General features: G+C 70.4%; 20 protein-coding genes. 3 read left to right on the top strand and 17 right to left on the bottom strand.

Annotated features, from left to right (window positions below; genetic code table 11):
* The first annotated feature begins 4 nt into the window (after positions 1–4).
* Positions 5–139 (top strand): entericidin A/B family lipoprotein, encoded by a 135-nt coding sequence (locus GGQ96_RS14215; RefSeq protein ID WP_184115932.1) that lies wholly within the window; start codon positions 5–7, stop codon positions 137–139.
* Positions 140–250: 111 nt separating this feature from the next.
* Positions 251–1,339 carry an AI-2E family transporter gene (locus GGQ96_RS14220; RefSeq protein WP_184115934.1) on the top strand — a complete coding sequence of 363 codons (1,089 nt, stop codon included), beginning with the start codon at positions 251–253 and terminating at the stop codon, positions 1,337–1,339.
* Between the two features lie 159 nt (positions 1,340–1,498).
* On the opposite strand, the gene tatC is transcribed toward GGQ96_RS14220, so the two are convergent.
* The 8 genes from tatC to argS are packed head-to-tail and all read right to left on the bottom strand — an operon-like array spanning position 1,499 to position 7,732.
* On the bottom strand, positions 1,499–2,278 hold the full coding sequence (gene tatC / locus GGQ96_RS14225) for a twin-arginine translocase subunit TatC (RefSeq protein ID WP_184115936.1): 780 nt from the start codon (positions 2,276–2,278) through the stop codon (positions 1,499–1,501).
* Entirely contained in the window at positions 2,275–2,667 is a 393-nt protein-coding gene (gene tatB, locus GGQ96_RS14230) for a Sec-independent protein translocase protein TatB (RefSeq protein ID WP_184115938.1), read from the bottom strand. The genes tatC and tatB overlap by 4 nt, the downstream gene beginning before the upstream one ends.
* Positions 2,668–2,696: 29 nt before the next feature.
* On the bottom strand, positions 2,697–2,942 hold the full coding sequence (locus GGQ96_RS14235; RefSeq protein ID WP_184115940.1) for a twin-arginine translocase TatA/TatE family subunit: 246 nt from the start codon (positions 2,940–2,942) through the stop codon (positions 2,697–2,699).
* Between the two features lie 28 nt (positions 2,943–2,970).
* Positions 2,971–3,537, bottom strand: a complete 567-nt coding sequence (scpB, locus tag GGQ96_RS14240) for an SMC-Scp complex subunit ScpB (protein WP_184115942.1) — start codon at positions 3,535–3,537, stop codon at positions 2,971–2,973.
* Positions 3,534–4,259 (bottom strand): segregation/condensation protein A, encoded by a 726-nt coding sequence (locus GGQ96_RS14245; RefSeq protein ID WP_184115944.1) that lies wholly within the window; start codon positions 4,257–4,259, stop codon positions 3,534–3,536. The genes scpB and GGQ96_RS14245 overlap by 4 nt, the downstream gene beginning before the upstream one ends.
* A gap of 7 nt (positions 4,260–4,266) precedes the next feature.
* Positions 4,267–5,265 carry a beta-N-acetylhexosaminidase gene (gene nagZ, locus GGQ96_RS14250; protein ID WP_184115946.1) on the bottom strand — a complete coding sequence of 333 codons (999 nt, stop codon included), beginning with the start codon at positions 5,263–5,265 and terminating at the stop codon, positions 4,267–4,269.
* Between the two features lie 13 nt (positions 5,266–5,278).
* Positions 5,279–6,004, bottom strand: coding sequence for an SPOR domain-containing protein (locus GGQ96_RS14255; protein ID WP_184115948.1), 726 nt, complete (start codon positions 6,002–6,004; stop codon positions 5,279–5,281).
* A 3-nt stretch (positions 6,005–6,007) separates the two neighbouring features.
* Entirely contained in the window at positions 6,008–7,732 is a 1,725-nt protein-coding gene (gene argS / locus GGQ96_RS14260) for an arginine--tRNA ligase (RefSeq protein ID WP_184115950.1), read from the bottom strand.
* Positions 7,733–7,924: 192 nt separating this feature from the next.
* On the opposite strand from argS, the gene GGQ96_RS14265 reads away from it, so the two are divergent.
* Positions 7,925–8,212, top strand: a complete 288-nt coding sequence (locus GGQ96_RS14265) for a hypothetical protein (RefSeq protein ID WP_184115952.1) — start codon at positions 7,925–7,927, stop codon at positions 8,210–8,212.
* 309 nt (positions 8,213–8,521) lie between these two features.
* On the opposite strand, the gene GGQ96_RS14270 is transcribed toward GGQ96_RS14265, so the two are convergent.
* From GGQ96_RS14270 to murC, 9 genes are all read right to left on the bottom strand, one after another.
* Positions 8,522–9,688: a deoxyguanosinetriphosphate triphosphohydrolase gene (locus GGQ96_RS14270; protein ID WP_184115954.1), complete on the bottom strand. Its 1,167-nt coding sequence runs from the start codon at positions 9,686–9,688 to the stop codon at positions 8,522–8,524.
* Positions 9,689–9,716: 28 nt separating this feature from the next.
* On the bottom strand, positions 9,717–11,693 hold the full coding sequence (locus GGQ96_RS14275; protein WP_184115956.1) for an SPOR domain-containing protein: 1,977 nt from the start codon (positions 11,691–11,693) through the stop codon (positions 9,717–9,719).
* Between the two features lie 208 nt (positions 11,694–11,901).
* Positions 11,902–13,494, bottom strand: coding sequence for a cell division protein FtsZ (ftsZ, locus tag GGQ96_RS14280; RefSeq protein ID WP_184115958.1), 1,593 nt, complete (start codon positions 13,492–13,494; stop codon positions 11,902–11,904).
* 99 nt (positions 13,495–13,593) lie between these two features.
* A complete protein-coding gene (ftsA, locus tag GGQ96_RS14285) occupies positions 13,594–14,856 on the bottom strand; it encodes a cell division protein FtsA (protein WP_184115960.1) in 1,263 nt (420 codons plus the stop codon).
* A gap of 4 nt (positions 14,857–14,860) precedes the next feature.
* Complete coding sequence (locus GGQ96_RS14290; protein WP_184115962.1) at positions 14,861–15,856, bottom strand: cell division protein FtsQ/DivIB; 996 nt, start codon at positions 15,854–15,856, stop codon at positions 14,861–14,863.
* Positions 15,853–16,809, bottom strand: a complete 957-nt coding sequence (locus GGQ96_RS14295) for a D-alanine--D-alanine ligase (protein WP_184115964.1) — start codon at positions 16,807–16,809, stop codon at positions 15,853–15,855. The genes GGQ96_RS14290 and GGQ96_RS14295 overlap by 4 nt, the downstream gene beginning before the upstream one ends.
* A complete protein-coding gene (gene murB, locus GGQ96_RS14300; RefSeq protein ID WP_246360606.1) occupies positions 16,806–17,729 on the bottom strand; it encodes a UDP-N-acetylmuramate dehydrogenase in 924 nt (307 codons plus the stop codon). The genes GGQ96_RS14295 and murB overlap by 4 nt, the downstream gene beginning before the upstream one ends.
* Entirely contained in the window at positions 17,708–17,908 is a 201-nt protein-coding gene (locus GGQ96_RS14305) for a hypothetical protein (RefSeq protein WP_343059066.1), read from the bottom strand. The genes murB and GGQ96_RS14305 overlap by 22 nt, the downstream gene beginning before the upstream one ends.
* Positions 17,905–19,320, bottom strand: a complete 1,416-nt coding sequence (gene murC / locus GGQ96_RS14310) for a UDP-N-acetylmuramate--L-alanine ligase (protein ID WP_184115968.1) — start codon at positions 19,318–19,320, stop codon at positions 17,905–17,907. The genes GGQ96_RS14305 and murC overlap by 4 nt, the downstream gene beginning before the upstream one ends.
* Position 19,321: the final 1 nt, after the last annotated feature.

Genomic DNA, 19,321 nt, shown 5'->3' on the forward strand with positions numbered 1-19,321 from the left:
TCTTATGCGTAAACTGGTTGGTCTCGCTTTCGTCGCCAGCGCCCTGCTCGTCTCGGCCTGCAACACGATTGAGGGCGCAGGCAAGGATGTGAGCTCGGCGGGCCGCACCGTTGCCAAGACGGCCGACGACGCCAAGTAAGCGCCCAAGCGCCACGACCGGAGCCTCCGTGCCCGTAGGGGTCCGGAGGCTCCTTGCGTTTCCGGGCCAGATTGCCGACGCCCGCAAATCCTATTGGAAAGGCCCTGCCGAATGACCACCGACGGACGCCGGATCGAACATGGCGGACTGATCCTCTTCCTGGTGCTAGCCAGCATCGGGTTGCTGCTGATCGTCTCCAGCTTCATCGGCGCGCTGCTCTGGGCGGCGCTGGCGGCCCTGCTCTTCCAGCCCCTTTTCCAGCGCCTGCTGCGCCGCTGGCCGGATCGGCGGACGCTGGCGGCGGCGGTGACGCTGCTCGTCATCACCGTGGCGGTCGTCATCCCGGCGATCATCGTCGCCAGCCTGGTCGTCGACCAGTCGGTCGGCGTCTATGCGCAGATGCGTACGGGCAATATCGACTTCGCGCGCTACTTCCACCAGGTCCATGACGGGCTGCCCAACCGCATCCAGCAACTGGTCGACCGGTCGGGCTTCGACAGCTTCGAACGCGTCCAGGCCAAGCTGACCCAGGCGGTGAGCAGCAGCGTCAGCACGATCGCGCGCCAGGCGCTGTCGATCGGTGCCAATGCCGCCTCCTTCCTGCTGGCGTTCGGCGTCGGTCTCTATGTCACCTTCTTCCTGCTCCGCGACGGCGAGTCGATCGGGCCGGCCGTCGTCCGCGCCCTGCCGCTCCGCCGCGACATCGCGGAGCGGCTGAGCGACAAGTTCGTCGCCGTCGTCCGCGCCACGATCAAGGGTTCGGGCGTCGTCGCGCTGGTGCAGGGTGCATTGGGCGCGGCGACCTTCTGGATCGTCGGCGTGCCGGCTGCCTTGCTGTGGGGCGTGCTAATGGCGATCGCGGCGCTGCTGCCGGCGGTGGGTCCGGCGATCATCTGGACCCCCGTCGCCATCTATCTGCTCGCCACCGGCGCGGTCTGGCAGGCGGTGGTGGTCGTGCTGTCGGGCGTGTTCGTGATCGGCCTGGCCGATAATATCCTGCGCCCGATGCTGGTCGGGCGCGATACCGGCCTGCCCGACTGGCTGGTGCTGGTAACGACGCTGGGCGGCATTGACCTGATCGGGCTGAGCGGCATCGTGGTCGGGCCGCTGGCCGGCGCGCTGTTCCTGACGGGCTGGCAGATTCTGACCGAGGAACGCCGCGCCGAACCGGTGCGGGTCGACAGCCAGGCGGGCGGCTGACCGGCGCACCCGACGGCAGGCCGTTCGGGGACCCACCGTTCCTGGTCGTTCACGGGTTCGTTGGGCGAGCGTCCCGCTGGCCCGGTCGTCCGCCAGCCTTCTGCGACGGATATCCGACACGAGGGAGGTCCACCCATCCGCATCGGATATCGACCCGTCTCAGTCCTCCGCCAGCTCCGTTCCGCTTTCCCGGGCGCGGCGACGTTCGGTAAACCAGATGCCGATTATCGCCAGCTCGTAGAGCAGGATGAGGGGCACCGCGAGCAGCACCTGGCTCATCAGGTCGGGCGGGGTCAGCACCGCCGCGATCGCGGTCGCGCCGACGATCGCATAGCGCCGCGCCTTGATCAGGCCCTGGCGCGTGACGATCCCGGCCCGCTCCAGCAGCATCAGCAGCACCGGCAACAGGAAGGACAGGCCGAAGCCGAACAGGAACTGCATGATGAACGACAGGTAGTTGCCGATCGCCGGCAGCGCCTCGCGCTTCACCCCCCCGACCACGCCGTCGAACCCCAGCAGAAAATGCAGCGCCATCGGGATGGCGACGTAATAGGCCAGCGCTGCGCCCAGCGCGAACAGCACCGGCGTCGCGAACAGGAAAGGCAGCAGCGCCCGCCGTTCTTTGCGGTAGAGGCCGGGCGCGACGAATTGCCAGAGCTGGTTGGCGATGATCGGGAAGGCGATCATCATCGCCGCGAAGAAGGCGACCTTCACCTGGACGAAGAACGCCTCGAAGATCTCCGTATAGATCACCGTCCCCTGCCCGGCGCGCAGCAGCGGCTGGACCAGGAAGGCGAAGATGCGGTCGGCGAAATAGAAGGAGATGGCAAAGGCCACCGCCAGCGCAGCGATGCAATAGAGCAGGCGGCGGCGCAGCTCGATTAGATGGTCGAGCAGGGGGGCGCGGCTGGCGTCGATCTCGTCGAGATGGTCGCTCACGACGCCGCCCCCTCGGACTTGCCGGGCACGGACGTTTCGGCCGGCGCGACCTCGGGCTTCTCGACCATCACCGGTGCGGGGTGGCCGGACCCATCGTCGTGCGGAACGGCGCCATGCCCCGGCTCGGGCGACACGGGGTCGGCGGCGGGCGGCGCGGGATGTTCGCGCATGATCCGCTCATTCTCCGCCGCCCAGCGCTTCTCCATTTCCTCCAGCTCGGCCTCGCGGACCATCTGGTCGAAACCGGAGCGGAACTGGCGGGCGACGCCGCGCGCGCGGCCGACCCAATAGCCGACCACGCGCATCGCCTTGGGCAGGTCCTTGGGACCGATCACCACCAGCGCCACGATGGCCACGAGCATCAGCTCGGTCGGCGCGATATCGAACATTCAGCCGCGCCCCAGCGGAGAGGACAATATCAGCGGTCGTCGCGCAGCGTATCGCGGGTGCGATTGCCGTCGGGATCGAAGGCGGGCTCCGCCTTGCTCTGCGCCTCGATGCGCTTGCTCGGCTTGGCGGGTTCGTCCTCCTCGGCCATGCCTTTCTTGAAATTCTTCACACCCTTGGCGACGTCGCCCATCAGGTTCGAGAATCGCCCGCCGCCCAAGAGCAGGATGGCAACGACGGCAAGGACGAGCAGATGGATCGGGCTGAAGCTGCCCATTGGCGTGACTCCTGAAGACGCAATGCATCTACGCGCTATCGCCGGGCTTTTCCAGCCGCTCCGACGAAAGATCGACCGGATCGAGCAGGCCGGCGGCGCGCAGGTCGTCGATCCCCGGCAGGTCGCGCCGGCTGGCGAGGCCGAAATGGGTCAGGAAGCCGGGCGTGGTGGCATAGGTGAGCGGCCGGCCCGGCACCTCGCGGCGACCGGCCGGCCGGATCCAGCCCGCCTCCAGCAGCACGTCGAGCGTGCCCCGGGAGATCTGGACGCCGCGGATCGCCTCGATCTCGGCGCGGGTCACGGGCTCGTGATAGGCGATGATCGCCAGCGTCTCGACGGCCGCGCGCGACAGCGACCGCCGCTCCTCGCTGGTGCGGCGGAGCAGATGCGCGAGGTCGGCGGCGGTCTGGAACAGCCAGCGATCGCCGCGCCGGACGAGCTGGACGCCGCGCCCGGCATAATCCGCCTGCAACCGGGCCAATGCCGGGCGCGGGTCCGCCCCGACATGCGCGCGGATCGCGTCGACCGTCAGCGGCGCTTCGGCCGCGAACAGCACCGCCTCGACCGCGCGGACCAGATCATCGGGCGGGGTCATGCCGGCCGGCGGAGATAGAGCGGCGCGAACGGCCCCGCCTGGCGCAGCTCGACCCGCCCCTGCCGCGCCAGTTCCAGCGCCGCCAGGAAGCTGGAGGCGACCGCCGACCGCCGCAGCGCCCCGGCCGATGGCGGCAGGAACTGGTCCAGCGCGCGCCAGTCGAGCGTCACGCCGAGCAGCGTCGACACCCGCGCCAGCGCCGCCTCCAGCGTCATCACCTGCCGGTCGGCAACGACATGGAAGACCGGGCACGTGCGGACCGAGACCTCGCCATAGGCGGCGATCAGTTGGTAGAGGCCGACCTGCCAGTCGGCGCGGCGATCGGCGCGCAGCCCCTCCGGCATCCCGCGCGGGAAGACGTCGCGGCCCAGCCGGTCCCGCGCGACCAGCCGAGCGCCCGCTTCGCGCATCGCGTCCAGCCGTTCGAGCCGCAGCTGGAGTTGCAGGGCCAGCAACTCGGGATCGGGGTCCGGCTCGGCCTCGCGCGGCAGCAGCAGCGCCGACTTGAGATAGGCGAGCCACGCCGCCATCACGAGGTAATCGGCCGCCAGCTCCAGCCGCAGCGCCGCCGCACGCGCGACGAAGGCGAGATATTGCTCCACCAGCGCCAGGATCGAGATGCGGCGCAGATCGACCTTCTGCGACCGGGCAAGATTGAGCAGCAGGTCGAGCGGCCCCTCCCATCCATCCAGGTCGAGGGTCAGTTGCTCGGGTTCGGCCACGGCCCGGTCACGCCGCCGCGAGAAGCGCGTCGCGTTCGGCGATCAGCGCCGCCACCTCGCCCTGCCCCGCCGGCGGCATGGCCGCCGCGAGGCGGCGCATCGTCGCAGAGCCGACGGGCGGCAGGCGCTCCGCCAGCATCGTCCATTGCTCCGGCGTCGCCGCGCAGCACAGCGCCAGGTCGCAACCCGCGGCGACCGCTCCCTGGGCCCGAGCCGGGAGATTCCCGTCGAGCGCGCCCATGTGCAGGTCGTCCGACAGCAACAGGCCGTCGAATCCCAGCCGCTCACGGATCACCCGCTGCACGATCAGCGGCGACAGCGTCGCCGGCCGCGCGATATCCCAGACCGGATAGAGGACGTGGGCGGTCATCCCGGCTTTCGCCGATCCGGCCAGCGTGTGGAAGGGCGACAGGTCGGCGGCCAGTGCCCCTTCGTCGGCGTCGACGACCGGCAACGCCTGATGCGGGTCCGACGTCGCGCGGCCATGGCCCGGCCAGTGCTTGACGATGCCGGTCACGCCACCCGCCGCCAGCCCCTCCAGCATCGCGCGACCGAGCGCCGCCACTGCCATCGGCGTCGCGCCCAGGCATCGCTGCGCCAACGCCGGCGTCGCACCGGGCCAAGCGAGGTCGAGCACCGGCGCGGCGTTCATGGTGATGCCCCCCGCCGCCAGCATCCGTCCTACCGCCTGTCCCTGGGCGCGCATCGCGCGGATCGCAGTCATCGGCGCACGATCATAGGCGGCGGCGAAGCGGGCGGCCGCCAGCGTCGCCGGCCAGTGCGGCGGCCGGAGCCGCGCGACCGCCCCCCCCTCCTGGTCGGTCAGGATCGGCAGGTCATCGCGCCCGCTCGCGTCACGCAGATCGTCGGTCAGCGCGCGAAGCTGCACGGGATCGACAATATTGCGTGCAAACAGGATGAACCCGGCCGGCGCGACCCGCTGGAGGGCCGCGCGCTCGTCAGGCGTCACCTGCGAGCCGGACAGGCCGACGATGATCGGCGTCATCGAACCGGCCGGATCAGCTCGCCACGAAGCAGCTTTCGCCCGCGACCTTCAACCGGCCGCAGAGCTGCGCCGCCTGGTTCGCGCTGCCGGCATTGACCCGCAGGCGGTAGAGCGTCTTGCCGTCCTTCGCCACCGGCTGCACCACCTTGCCCATCTGCGCCAGATAGCCGAACCGCTTGGTGAACCGGTCCCAGGCGGCGTTGGTCAGGCTCTCCGACGGATAGGCGCCGAGCTGGACCAGCGATCCGCCGGGCGCGGGGCCGGCGGGAGCGGGACGCTCGCTCATCGGCGTGGCGGCGACCAGCTTGCCGGCGGGCGCGGGGATCGCGGCGCTGGCGCTGCGGCCGGCCGTCACCCCGGACGCCGGGCTGGCCTGCGCGGCGGGGGTCGCGGTGACCGGCGCCTCCGGGATCGCGCTCAGGTCGATCGCGCCGGTGCCCGCGGCCTTGCCGTCGCTGGTCGCGACCGCTGCATCGCCCTCGCCCTCCACCTTCAGGCCGCCGGGTTCGACCGGCTTGACCTTATAGGGGTTGGGATCGGCCGCGATCAGCTCGCCATTGCCGCCCGCCGTGCGGTGCCAGATATTGAGCGCCGCGAAGGCGATGCCGGCGACCACCACCAGCACCAGCACCACATAGGCGACGAAGCGCAAGATCGACGATCCCTCCTCCTCGTCGGGATCGACGGTCTCCAGCCAGGGCAGCCGGTCCTCGTCGCGCAGCGATAGGTGGTCGACCATAAGTCAGTTCATCTCCGAGACGGCCTCGACGCCCATGATCGCCAGGCCATTGCGGATGATCTGCCCGATTCCGGCCGCCAGGAAAAGCCGCGCGCGCGTCGCCTCGGCATCCTCCACCACCAGGAAGCGGCGGTCCGGCCGGTCGTTGCCGACATTCCAGGCCGCATGGAAGGCGGCGGCCAGGTCGTAGAGGTAGAAGGCGATGCGATGCGGCTCGCGCGTCGCCGCCGCCGTCTCGACGGTGCGCGGGAATTGCGCCGCGAGCTTGACCAGCGCCAGTTCCTCCGCGTCCAGCCGGGCGAGATCGGGCTCGCCCTCGCCGATCCCCGCCTCGGCGGCGCGACGATGCAGCGAGGCGATGCGCGCATGGGCATAATGGACGTAGAAGACCGGATTGTCCTTCGACGCCTCGACCACCTTGGCGAAGTCGAAATCCATCTGGGCGTCGGCGCGGCGGGTCAGCATGGTGAAGCGCACCACGTCCTTGCCGACCTCGCGCACTACATCCGCCAGCGTGACGAAATTGCCGGCGCGCTTGGACATCTTGACCGGCTCGCCGCCGCGCAGCAGCCGCACCATCTGGATCAGCTTGACGTCGAAGCGCGTCTTGCCGCCGGTCAGCGCCGCGACCGCCGCTTGGATGCGCTTGACCGTGCCGGCATGGTCCGCGCCCCAGATGTCGATGAGCTGGTCGGCACCCTGCGCCTTCTGGTAGTGATAGGCCAGGTCGGCGCCGAAATAGGTCCAGCTGCCGTTCGACTTCTTGATCGGCCGGTCCTGATCGTCGCCAAAGGCGGTGGAACGGAACAACGGCAGCTCCACCGGCTCCCAATCCTCGGGCGTCTCGCCCTTGGGGGCCTCCAGCACGCCGTCATAGACCAGGTCGCGCGCGCGCAGTTCGGCCTCGGCCGCCTCGGGCTTGCCGGCCGCCTGCAACTCGGCCTCGGACGAGAAGAGGTCGTGATGGATTCCGAGCAAGGCCAGATCGGCCTTGATCAGGTCCATCATCGCCGCGACCGCGCGGGTGCGGAACAGCGCCAGCCATTCGCCCTCGGGCGCAGCGGCGTAGCGCTCGCCATATTCGGCGGCCAGCGCCTGCCCCACGGGCACCAGATAGTCGCCGGGATACAGGCCCTCCGGGATGGTCACCGTCTCACCCAGCGCCTCGCGGTAGCGGCAATGGACCGAACGGGCGAGCACATCGACCTGGCCGCCGGCATCGTTGACGTAATATTCGCGGATCACCCTGTGTCCGGCGAACTCCAGCAGGCTGGCGAGCGCATCGCCCACCACCGCGCCCCGGCAATGGCCCATATGCATCGGCCCGGTCGGATTGGCGGAGACATATTCGATGTTGACGGTGATGCCGTTGCCCGTCGTCGAACGGCCATAATCGGCCCCAGCCGCATGCACCGCCGCCAGTTCGCCGCGCCAGCTGTCGTCGGTCAGCACCATGTTGATGAAGCCGGGACCGGCGATGTCGACGCGCGCCACCTCGGGCAGCTTGGCCAGCTCGGCCGCCAGCGCCTCCGCCAGCGCGCGCGGCTTGGCGCCCGCCGCCTTGGCCAGCACCATCGCCGCATTGGTCGCGAGATCGCCGTGCGACGCGTCGCGCGGCGGCTCCACCGTCACGTTGCGGCGGTCGATCCCGCCGGGCAGCACGCCACCATCGGTCAGGGTGTCGAGCGCGGCATCGATATGGGCGGCGAAGCGGGTGTAGAGCGTCATGGTCGTCCGATACTGGGTGGAAGCCTGGCCCCTTAGCGCCAAAGCGGCGGCGGCTCAAACGCGCTTGCGTTTCCTGCAATCTTGCTCGGACCCTTTGCAGTTGCGCGATTGCTGCGGTGCAATATTCATGGCCGCAACGGTCACGAGGCGGGCAGCCACTCCTTCCCGCTTCTCTTCATGGGGACAGACATCATGCGCAAGATCAGCATCGTCGCCGCGGTTGCGGCCACCTTCACCGCCACGGTCGCGACGGCCGCGCCGCTGGAGCACCGCTTCACGCATGAAGGTCAGACCTATGTGTACACCGCCGACGAAGCGCATGGCGCCAAGGTGATCTCGGGCCACCGCGTCGAGGACGGCAAGTCGTTCCGCCTCGTCGTCCGCAACGGCCGCGTGACCGGCCGGTCGGGCGAGGCCCCGGTCGCCTTCCGCGTCGCCGACGCCGCCGGTGCCGCCAAGGATGCGACCTCGGCGCTCTGAGGTCGACCTTCTCCCATCGCAGGCCGCCGGCGCACCCGGCGGCTTGATCACAAGGGGCTGCCGGGTGACTGGCCGCCCCTTCTTCGTCCCGTTGACGTGCTATCCAGCGTCGGGTCGCGACGCAGACGGGGGATGGCGCGCATACCGGCGCACATCACGAGTAGAAGTCAGGCGCGCTCGCGCCGGATCGTCTTCCAGGCCGGCCCGATGGTGCCGCCGTGCCGCCGGATGGCTCCCTGCGCGGCCTCTGCACGGTTCCGATGCTTTTCACGTCGTCGCGCCTTCCCGCGACCACAAGCAGCGCGTCGCTCAGAAACCCTCCGGCAGGTCGATCGGCCCGACCAGCGCACGATAGCGGGTGATCGCGTAACGGTCGGTCATACCGGCTATGAAGTCGGCGATATGGCGGCTGCGCGCCGGCTCCTCGACCGGCAGACGTTCGCGCCATTCGGGCGGCATGGCGGCGGGATCGGCCGAATAGGTCGCGAACAACCCGCTCACCACCGCCCGCGCCGCGTCCGCCGCGGCGAGCTGGACCGGATGGTGATAAAGATTGGCATACATGAAGCGCTTCAGGTCGCGCTCCGCCGTCCGCATCGCCTCGGAGAAGCCGACCAGCGTCCGGCCCGCCGCGCGCACGTCCGCCACGTCGCCGACGCCGCTATCGGCGATCCGCGCCTGGGTCTCGGCGAGCAGGTCGGTGACCATCGCGCCGATCTGCGTACGGACCAGCTCGCGCGCCAGACGCACCGGATGCCCGTCCGGAAAACGCCGCCGCACCCCGTCCCAGGTCTGCGCCACCACCGGCACCGCCAGCAATTGATCCAGCGTCAACAGGCCGGCGCGCAGGCCGTCGTCAATGTCGTGATTGTCATAGGCGATGTCGTCGGCGATCGCCGCGACCTGTGCCTCCAGCGAGGCATGCTGCGCCAGTTCGAGCGGGAAGTCCGCATCCGCCTGCGCCAGCGCCCAGCCGGGATGGCGGACCGGGCCATTGTGCTTGGCCAGCCCCTCCAGCGTCTCCCAACTGAGATTGAGCCCGTTCCACAAGGGATAGGGGCTTTCCAGCTCGGTCAGGACCCGCAGCACATGGCCATTATGGTCGAAGCCGCCCGCACCCGACATCGCTTCCTTCAGCGCGTCCTCGCCGGCATGGCCGAATGGCGGGTGACCGATATCATGCGCGAGGCACAAGGCCTCGGTCAGATCCTCGTTCAGGCCCAGCGCGCGCGCGATGGTGCGGCCGATCTGCGCCACCTCGATGCTGTGGGTCAGGCGGACGCGGAAATGATCGCCGTCCGGCGCCATGAAGACCTGGGTCTTGTGGCGCAGCCGGCGAAAGCTGATCGAATGGATGATCCGGTCGCGGTCGCGCTGGAATGCATCGCGGGGGCCCCGCACCTGGCCGTCGCGCTGCTCGTCATGCCGCCGCCCCCGGCTCCGCGCCGGGTCCGACGCCCAAGGTGCGATCGTCACGCTTGCAGTCCCCCGTTGATGCCGGCGCTTACTTCGCCGGCAGCTTGGTCACCGGCTGGCCGGCATCGCTGGTGAAGGAAAAGGCCGAGACACCCTGCTTGGCAAGCTGATTCACGAAGGCGCGCGCCTCCGCCTCGGTCTTGAAGGGGCCGGTCAAAACGCGATTGCTGGCGCGGTTCCTGGTCGCATAAGCCGTCCGGCTCTTCAGCGCCGACGCCTTGCCCTGCGCGCCCTTCCACGCCTTGGGCAGATCGTCGGCATTCGCGCCGCCGGCCACCTGCACCCAGATGCGCGACGGGTTGGCGCGCGCCGCCTTCTTCTCGGCGGCCTCCTTGTCGGCAAGCGCCTTCTTTTCAGCCGCCGCCTTCTTCTCCGCTTCCGCCTTGCGTGCTGCGGCGCGGCGCTCGGCCGGCGTCCTGGGCGCGGGCTCCGCCTCTGCATCCGCGTCCGCCTTGGCGAGGCGCGCGGCGGCCCGACGTTCCGCCGGGGTCTTCGCGGCCTCCGCCCTGGCCAGCCGTTCCGCCGCCCGCCGTTCCGCCGCCGTGCGCGGCTTGGCGGGGGCCGCATCATCGGCGGCGGCGTCGCCGGTCAGCCGTGCCGCGACCACGCGGCGGACGGCGGTATCGCGCGCCTCCTTGGCGACCGCTTCGGTGACCACGCGGTGACCGATCGCCGAGGCCGGCGCCTTCGCCAGGTTGACGGGCTCTTCCGGCCGGGGCGTCTGGGTGACGGCCCGGACCGGCTCCTCCACCCCCAGCTCCGATGCGGGGATCGACAGGCTTGCGACGATCCGCGCAAGCACCGCATCGGTCCGCCGCGTCGACGCGCTCGATTCGACCGGCGCGACCCGCGTGGGCGGCGTGGCGGCGGTCTCGACGGGGTCCGGCTGAACCGGCACGGGCTGTACGACCGGCGACCGTGGCGCGAAGCTCGGCCGGGGCGGCGCGACCGGCTGCACCGCCGCGACCGTGACGGGGGCGGACCGGACGACGGGCGGCACGATCGGCTGCACGACAGGCTGGGCTGGCACCGGCTGCACGACCTCGCGCGCCGGCGCCATCGTCACCACCGGCGCCGCGGCGACCGAGACGGGACGGCTGGCGGTGGTCCGGCCTGCCACCGGTTCGCGACGGCGGGTCTGGCGGCGGCTGCTCTCGACCGGCTGGACCGTGCTGGTCGCGGCGACCTGCACCGGGGCGCTGGTGTCGCGCGGCATCGGCGGCAATGGCGGAACCAGGCGAGCATCCGCGACCCGCTCCGGCGTCGCGAAGATCTCGCCGAAATGCACCGCGAACGCGCGGTCGGCGGCGGGCAAGGTCGGCAGCCGCTGGAAGAACGCCCCAAGGCCTTGCGCCATCGTCGCCGGCATCATCGTCGTCGCGATCTTGTTCGCGCCGCCCGTATCGCCGCTCATCGCCATTACGAACGCCCGTGCGCGCCAAGCGGCGCGATCCTGGCGGCGGACGAGCGGGTCGAGTTGCTCCAACGCCTGCGCCTGCTGGCCCGAGATGCCGAGCGACAGCGCATAGCGGCGTAGCGTCTCGTCGTCGCGCTCCTGGGCCAGGGCCAGCCGATAATCCGCCTGGGCGCGCGCCTGCTCGCCGATCAGGTCATAGGCGAGACCGCGATCGGCCGCGAAGCGCGACGGCGACACGCCGAAGCTTTCGGCCTGCTGGAAGAAGCGCAGCGCCTCGCCCGGCCGTTCCGACCGGACCAGCACCGAACCCATGCCGGCCTTCACCCGGCCGTCGCGTGGGGCGATCTTGTCGGCCCGGGCGAACAGCGAGGCGGCGGCGGACAGGTCGCCCATGCGGATCGACAGGTCCCCCGCCTCGATCAGCGCGTTCAGGTCGCGCGGGTTGCTGGCGAGCCGGCGCATCACGTCGCCGAGATCGTCGGCCAGCGTTCGGTGCAGCGGCTGCACCACCGCCTGCGCGGCCAGGGGAAGGGGCGCGAGGGCGGCAGCAAGCGCAAGCGCGGCGGTGGAGAGGAAAAGCGGCTTCATGGGATCGATCCGGCTACAGCCCAGCCGGGATGAACCGGCAATGTCGATGGGCCCGCCGGCGCGACGAAACGGGCCGGGATGACGACCAGGCGGGCGACGCCTTTTGCAGGCGCACGTCGCCCGGCCACGGACCTGGCCGGGCGGCGGGCCTGTCCGACGGGCGGGAGGACGGACGGGAAGAGGATCATGCCCTCCCCGCCCAATGTCCTTACTGGTTGTTCTGGCGGTGCAGGAAACGCGGGATGTCGAGCGGATCGGCCGGCTTCGCCTCTTCCTCGCGCGGCGTGCCGCGCGCGGCGTTGGACATGCGCTCGAACAAGGTGCCGCCCAGCTTCACGCGCGGTGCGGGGGCTGGCGGCTCGACCGCGCCGGTATCGCTGCCTGGTGCCAGCCAGCGACGCCGCGCGCCGCCCTCGTCCGCCGCCGGCGCGGGGGCGGGAGTCGGCGCCGCATAGCCGGTCGCGGGCGCGGCATAGGGGGCCGGCTGGGCCGGCGCGCGCGGGGTGACCGGCGGGCTCACCATCGTGTCGGCGCCGAGGACCAGCTCGTCATCGGCGGCGGGCGTCGCGGGAGCCGGCGGCACCGCCGCCTGGGGAGCGGCCGGCGCGGACGCGGCCGGCTGGGCCGCCGGCTGCGGGGCGGCATAATGCGGCGTGGCGGCCTGGGGCGCAGGCGCCGGCGCGGCCTGTTGCGGGGCGGGCGCAGGTGCAGGCTGCGACGCGGCCGGCGTTTCGGTCGGGCGGAAGGAGGTGGTCTCGTCGGTCTTGCGGCCCAGGCCGAAGGAGAAGGAGCGCGCCGAGTCGCCGCCCTGCGACGGGCTGGGCACCACGCGCTCGACCGCCTCTATGCCGGTGGCGACCACCGACACGCGGATGCGGCCTTCCAGTTCCGGGTTGAACGCCGAGCCCCAGATGATGTTGGCGTCGGGATCGACCAGGTCGCGGATGTGGTTCGCCGCCTCGTCCACCTCCAGCAGGCGCATGTCGTCGCCGCCGGTGATCGAAATGATGACGCCCTTGGCGCCCTGCATCGACACGCCGTCGAGCAGCGGGTTGGCGATCGCCTTCTGCGCCGCTTCCAGCGCGCGATTGTCGCCCGACGCTTCGCCGGTGCCCATCATCGCCTTGCCCATCTCCTGCATCACCGAACGGACGTCGGCGAAGTCGAGGTTGATGAGGCCGGGCATGACCATCAGGTCAGTGATGCCGCGCACACCCTGCTGCAGCACCTCGTCCGCCATCGCGAACGCTTCCTTGAAGGTGGTGTTGGCATTGGCGATCAGAAACAGGTTCTGGTTCGGGATCACGATCAGCGTGTCGACGAACTTCTGCAGTTCCTCGATGCCGCCATCGGCCGCCTTGGAGCGGCGATTGCCCTCGAACGCGAACGGCTTGGTGACGACGCCGACGGTCAGGATGCCCATGTCGCGTGCGGCCTTGGCGATGACGGGCGCGGCGCCGGTGCCGGTGCCGCCGCCCATGCCGGCGGCGATGAAGACCATGTGGCAGCCCTCGAGCTGCTTGGCGAGGCTCTCGATCGTCTCCTCGGCGGCGGCGCGACCGATCTCCGGCCGGGCGCCCGCGCCCAGCCCTTGCGTGATCTTCGCGCCGAGCTGGATGCGGTTGGGCGCGGTCGACTGCTTCAGCGCCTGCGCGTCGGTGTTGGCGACCAGGAAGTCGACGCCCTGCACATCGGCCCGCATCATGTTGGCGATGGCGTTGCCGCCGGCGCCGCCCACGCCGATCACCGCGATTCGCGGGGTCAGCTCATCCACCTCGGGTGCCAGAAATTCGATGCTCATCGCCAATGTTACTCCGCCGCACCCGAGCCTTGTGACCGCCCGCCCAGGTATCGATTATTGCTATGTACGCGACGATCCGCCGACCGCCACCGAAAAACGTCAGTAATTTGCCCGCGCCGCTTGAAGAAGCTTGCGAAACAGCCCCAGACCGCTCGGCCGGTGGACCGTCTGCCCGCTGGGGGCGACGGCGCGCAGGTCGATCGGATCGGTCGCGGCGTAGAAGGCCAGGCCCGCCAGCGTCGCGAACGCCGGTCCGGCATGCGCCTCGGGCAAACCCGTCAACCCGCGCGGCCTTCCCAGTCGTACCGAACGCCCTAGAGCCTGCTGCGCATAGTCTGCAATCCCCTTCAACTCGGCCCCGCCGCCTGTGAGCACGACCTGTCGCCCGACCGGACCTTCAAACTTCAACTGGGTCAAGGCCTTACGGACCTCGTTCATTTGATGTTCCAGTCTTTGGCGAATCACCGCGATCAATTGGGCCTTGGTGATCTGGGTGCCGCCATGGACATCATCTTCCGCGCCGACCGGCGTGACCGGGATCATGTCGTGATTGTCGCGAGGGCTCGCATTGGCCGATCCGTGGAAGCACTTCATCCGCTCGGCCAGCGCCCGGCGCGTGCCGAAGGCGGAGGCGATGTCGTCGGTGATGTCCTGCGCGCCCACCGGGATCGAGCACAGGCCGACCAGCATCCCGCCCGCGAAGAGCGAGACATTGGTGATGCCCGCGCCGATCTCGACCAGCGCGACGCCGAGCTCGCGCTCTTCCTCGGACAGGCAGGCGAGCCCCGTCGCGACCGGTGCCGCGATGATCGACTTCACCTCCAGGTGCGCCGAGCGGACGCACAGGTCCAGGTTGCGCACCGGCGATCCGTCGGCCGCGACGACATGGATGTGCACGCCCAGCTTGTCGGCGTGAAGGCCGAGCGGCTTCTTGACGCCGGTCAGCCCATCCAGCGTGTAGAGCGCCGGCTGCGCGTGCAGGACCATCCGCCCCTGCGGGTCGATCGACTGGCGGCCCGCCGCCAGCAGCGCGTCGATGTCCTGCTGCTCGACCTGGTGCCCGCCCAGCTCGAACTCGACTTCGGCCACGTCGGACACCAGCCCGCCGGCCGAGAAGCCGACCCAGACATTCTCGATGTTCAACCCGGCGATCCGCTCGGCCTGCTCCACCGCCTCGCGCACCGCCGCCTCGGTTGCCCCCATGTCGGCGATATAGCCGCGCTTCACGCCACGGCTCTCGCGCTGGCCGGTTCCCAGCACGATCAGCTCGCCGCCATCGCCCTTCTGCGCGATCATCGCCGACACCTTGGACGACCCGATGTCGAGCGCGGTGATCAGACCTTCCGGTGCCACTTTCGCCATTACTTCACCCCTCGCCCCCGCCCGGCGCAGCGTCGGCTGCCGCCCCGGACTCCGGGCCGCCATCGCCTGCGACCGCGTTCGCCGCGCCGTCGGTCTCGGGCGCGACGGCCGCCCCCATTTGCGCGGGATCGGCCAGCGCATGGTTCTGGTTCATGCCGGGCTTGCGCGCAACCAGCTTCGCAGGGTCGCGCATGTCGAACCGCATCCAGCCCCGGCCCAGGAGCGGCCGGTTGCCGTCCAGCTCCGCGAAGCGCGCCAGCGCCCGCCCCGCCCCGTCCTCGGGCAGCGCCAGCACCTCGCCGGTCGCGAAGGTCAGGTCCCAGCGACGATTGCCGATCCAGGTCGCCGCCTTGATCTTGGGGCGAAGCTGGGGGGCGGCGGCGAGCAGCGCCTGATAGCCCGCCTCCTGCCGGTCCGCGCCGGGCCCGATCACCAGCGGCAGATTGGGGATCGCATTGGGCTGCACCGGCTCCAGCAGCACGCCGTCCTTGTCGATCAACGTCAGCTCGCCGCGATCCTGCCACACCGCCGCCGGCGTGCGCTCGACGATGTCGATCAGCAACGTGTCGGGCAGCCGGCGCGAGACATGCGCATCCGCGATCCAGCCGTAGCGGAGCAGCCGGTCGCGGATCGCGGGGAGGTCGACCGCCAGCATCGAGGTGCGGTTCTGCTTGTCCTCTAGCGCGATCGCATAGACCGTCATCCGGTCCATCCGCTTCAGCCCGGTGATCTCGACCTGCTCGACGCGCAGGCCAGCCTGGCCGGCGGTGCTGGCCACCGCCGCGCCGATCATGCCGGGCACGCCGATCCAGGTGGCGATGCCGATGATCGCCCCGCCCGCCAGCCCGGTGATCGACCAGGTGACAGCCTTCTTCACCGTCGCCTCGCTGACCGGCAGGCGCGCGACCAGCTTCTCGCCGATCGATACCTTCTTCACCGGCTGGCGGCGGCGCGGGGCCGGCCGCTTGGGCGGCGGCCCGCGCTTGATCGTGCGACTCATCCCGGCCGCTCCCCGTGCGGACGCCGCAACGCCTCGTCGACGATCGCCTGGACCAGTTCGGCATAGCCCATGCCGATGTGGCGCGCCTGTTCCGGCACCAGGCTGAGCGGGGTCATGCCCGGCTGGGTGTTGACCTCCAGCAGGAACAGCCCGTCGACGCCGCGCTCGTCGTCCCAGCGGAAGTCGGAGCGACTGGTGCCCTGGCATCCGAGCAGTCGATGCGCCTCCAGCGCCAGCGCCTTGCACGCTTCGGCGATCTCGTCCGGAATGCGCGCCGGGCAGACATGCTCGGTCAGCCCGTCGGTGTACTTGGCGTCGAAATCATACCAGCCGTTCTTCGGGATCAGCTCGGTCACGCCCAGCGCCCGGTCGCCCAGCACCGCCGTGGTCAGTTCGCGCCCGCGGATATATGGCTCGGCGAGCAGTTCCTCGAATTCCTGCCACGGGCCCTTGGCATCGGGCGCGATCGGATTGCCGTAATTGCCCTCCTCGGTGATGATCGCGACGCCGACCGACGACCCCTCGTTGACCGGCTTCAGCACATAGGGGCGCGCCAGCGGGTCGGCCTGGTGGATGTCGGCGGAGCGCACGATGCGACCACCGGGCATCGGCACGCCGTGCGGCACCAGCGCCTGCTTGGTCAGCACCTTGTCGATCGCGATGACCGAGGTGGCGAGGCCGCTATGCGTGTAGCGCAGCCCCATCAGGTCCATCAGCCCCTGCACCGTGCCATCCTCCCCGGGCGAGCCGTGCAGGGCGTTGAACACCAGGTCGGGCCGCGCCTCGGCCAGCCGCGCGGCGACGTCGCGGTCCATGTCGATCCGGGTCACCCGATGGCCGAGCGACTCGAGCGCCTGGGCGACGCCCGCGCCCGACATCAGCGACACCGGTCGCTCCGCCGACCAGCCGCCCATCAGCACCGCGACATGGAGAGGGGTCGTGCCATCCGTCATTTCGCCACTCCCACGCGCTGGATCTCCCATTCCAGGCTCACGCCCGACTGCGCCTTCACTCTCGCCCTCACCTCTTCGCCCAACGCCTCGATCTCGGCGCTGCTGGCCTGCCCCAGGTTGAGCAGGAAATTGCAATGCTTCTCCGACACCTGCGCGTCGCCCCGGGTCAGGCCGCGACAGCCCGCCGCATCGACCAGCGCCCACGCCTTGTGCCCTTCCGGGTTCTTGAAGGTCGAACCGCCGGTGCGGCTGCGCAAGGGTTGCGACGCCTCGCGCTCGGCGGCGATCCGGTCCATCTCCGCGCCGATCGCGGCGGGTTCGCCCGGATGCCCGCGGAACAGCGCCTCGACCACGACCACCCCCTCGGGCAGGTCGGAATGTCGGTAGCGGTAGTGGAGCCGCGCGGCGGGCCAGACCTCGACCGCGCCGTCGCGCCGCACCACCGTCGCCTCGACCAGGATGTCCGACACCTCCCGGCCATAGGCCCCGCCGTTCATCCGTACGAAGCCGCCGACCGTGCCGGGGATCGAGCGGAGGAATTCGGTGCCGGCGATCCCCGCGTCGCGCGCGGTGGACGAGACCAGGATGCCGCTCGCCCCGCCGCCGCAGCGCAGCGTCACCGCATCCGCCCGCTCGACCCGGGCGAAGGGCTTGCCCAGCCGGATCACCACGCCCGGCATGCCGCCGTCGCGCACGATCAGGTTGGAGCCGAGACCCAAGGGATAAACGGGCATGGCGGGATCGAGCGCCGCCAGAAAGGCGGACAGGTCGTCGCGGTCGGCCGGCTCGAACAGCCAGTCCGCCGCGCCGCCACTCTTGAACCAGACGAGCGGGGCCAGCGGCGCGGCCGGGGTAAGCCGGCCGCGCACCGCCGGCAGGTCGGCCGCGGCCGCCGCCGTCACCACGGACCGACGCCCCAAATCCGCATCCAGGCCTGCCACGCCTCGGCATTGGCCTGCGCGGCCTTGATCGAGGCATCCTGCGCCTTGGCCAAGGCCTCGCCCGAATCGACCATCTTCTGGCCGACGCCGAGCGCCTGACGCTGCGCGTCGAGCATCTGCTTCTGTAGGTCGATCGAGGATTTGAACCAATCGGTCACGTCACGTCTCCGATGGCGCTGGCCAGGCCGGCGGCCCATTTGGTGATGTCGCCCGCGCCCAAGCAGACCACCATGTCGTCCGGCCGCAGGTCGCCGGCCAGCTCCCGCGCCAACGCCCCGGCATCGGCGACCGTTGCCGCATGGCGATGGCCGCGCCGCTTGAGACCGGCGACCAGCGCATCCGCATCGACCCCCTCGACCGGCGCCTCGCCGGCCGCATAGACCGGCGTGACCAGCACCCGGTCGGCATCGTTGAAGGCGGTCTGGAAATCCTCCATCAGATTGCCCAGCCGCGAATAACGGTGCGGCTGAACGACCGCGATCACCCGCCCGCGCGCACCTTCGCGCGCCGCCGCCAGCACGGCGCGGATCTCGACCGGATGATGGCCGTAATCGTCGATGATCGTCGCCGCGCCGCCATCGACCGGCACCGCGCCGACCTTGGTGAAGCGCCGCTTGACGCCGCCGAACGCCTCGAACCCCTTCTGGATCGTGGCATCCGGGATGCCCATTTCCAGCGCCACGCCGATCGCGGCCAGCGCGTTCTGGACATTGTGGCGGCCGGGCATCGGCAATTCGATCCCCTCGATCGAGCGGGTCGATCCATCGCGCTGGCGAACGATGCATTCGAACCGGTTGCCGCCGGGGATCGGGGTGACGTTGACGCCGCGCACATCGGCTTGGGCCGAAAAGCCATAGGTGACGACGCGCCGGTCGCGAACGCGTGGCAGGACGTTCTGCACTTCCGGATGGTCGAGGCAGAGCAGGGCCGCGCCGTAGAAGGGCACGTTCTCGACGAACTCGACGAACGCGTCCTTCACCGCCTCGAACGATCCATAATGGTCGAGATGCTCGGGATCGATATTCGTGACGACCGCGATCGTGCCGTCCAGCCGCAGGAAGCTGCCGTCGCTCTCGTCCGCTTCCACCACCATCCAGTCGCTCGCGCCGAGACGCGCGTTGGAGCCGTAGCTGTTGATGATGCCGCCATTGATCACGGTGGGGTCGACGCCGCCGGCATCCAGCAACGCCGCGACCATCGAGGTCGTCGTTGTCTTGCCATGCGTGCCGGCGACCGCGACGGTCGATTTGAGCCGCATCAGCTCGGCCAGCATCTCGGCCCGGCGCACCACCGGCACGCGCCGTTCCAGCGCCGCCTCGACCTCCGGGTTGGTGCGGGTGATTGCGGTCGAGACGACCACCACCGCCGCGTCGCCGATATTGGCGGCGGCATGGCCGATCGCGACCGGGATCCCCTTGTCGCGCAACCCCTGCACGACATAGCCCTCCGCCACGTCGGACCCCTGCACCCGGTAGCCCAGATTCTTCATCACCTCGGCGATGCCCGACATGCCGATCCCGCCGATGCCGACGAAATGGATCGTGCCGATATCGGTGGCGACACCCTTCATG

Source organism: Sphingomonas abaci (assembly GCF_014199625.1).
GTDB classification, from domain to species: Bacteria; Pseudomonadota; Alphaproteobacteria; order Sphingomonadales; family Sphingomonadaceae; genus Sphingomonas; species Sphingomonas abaci.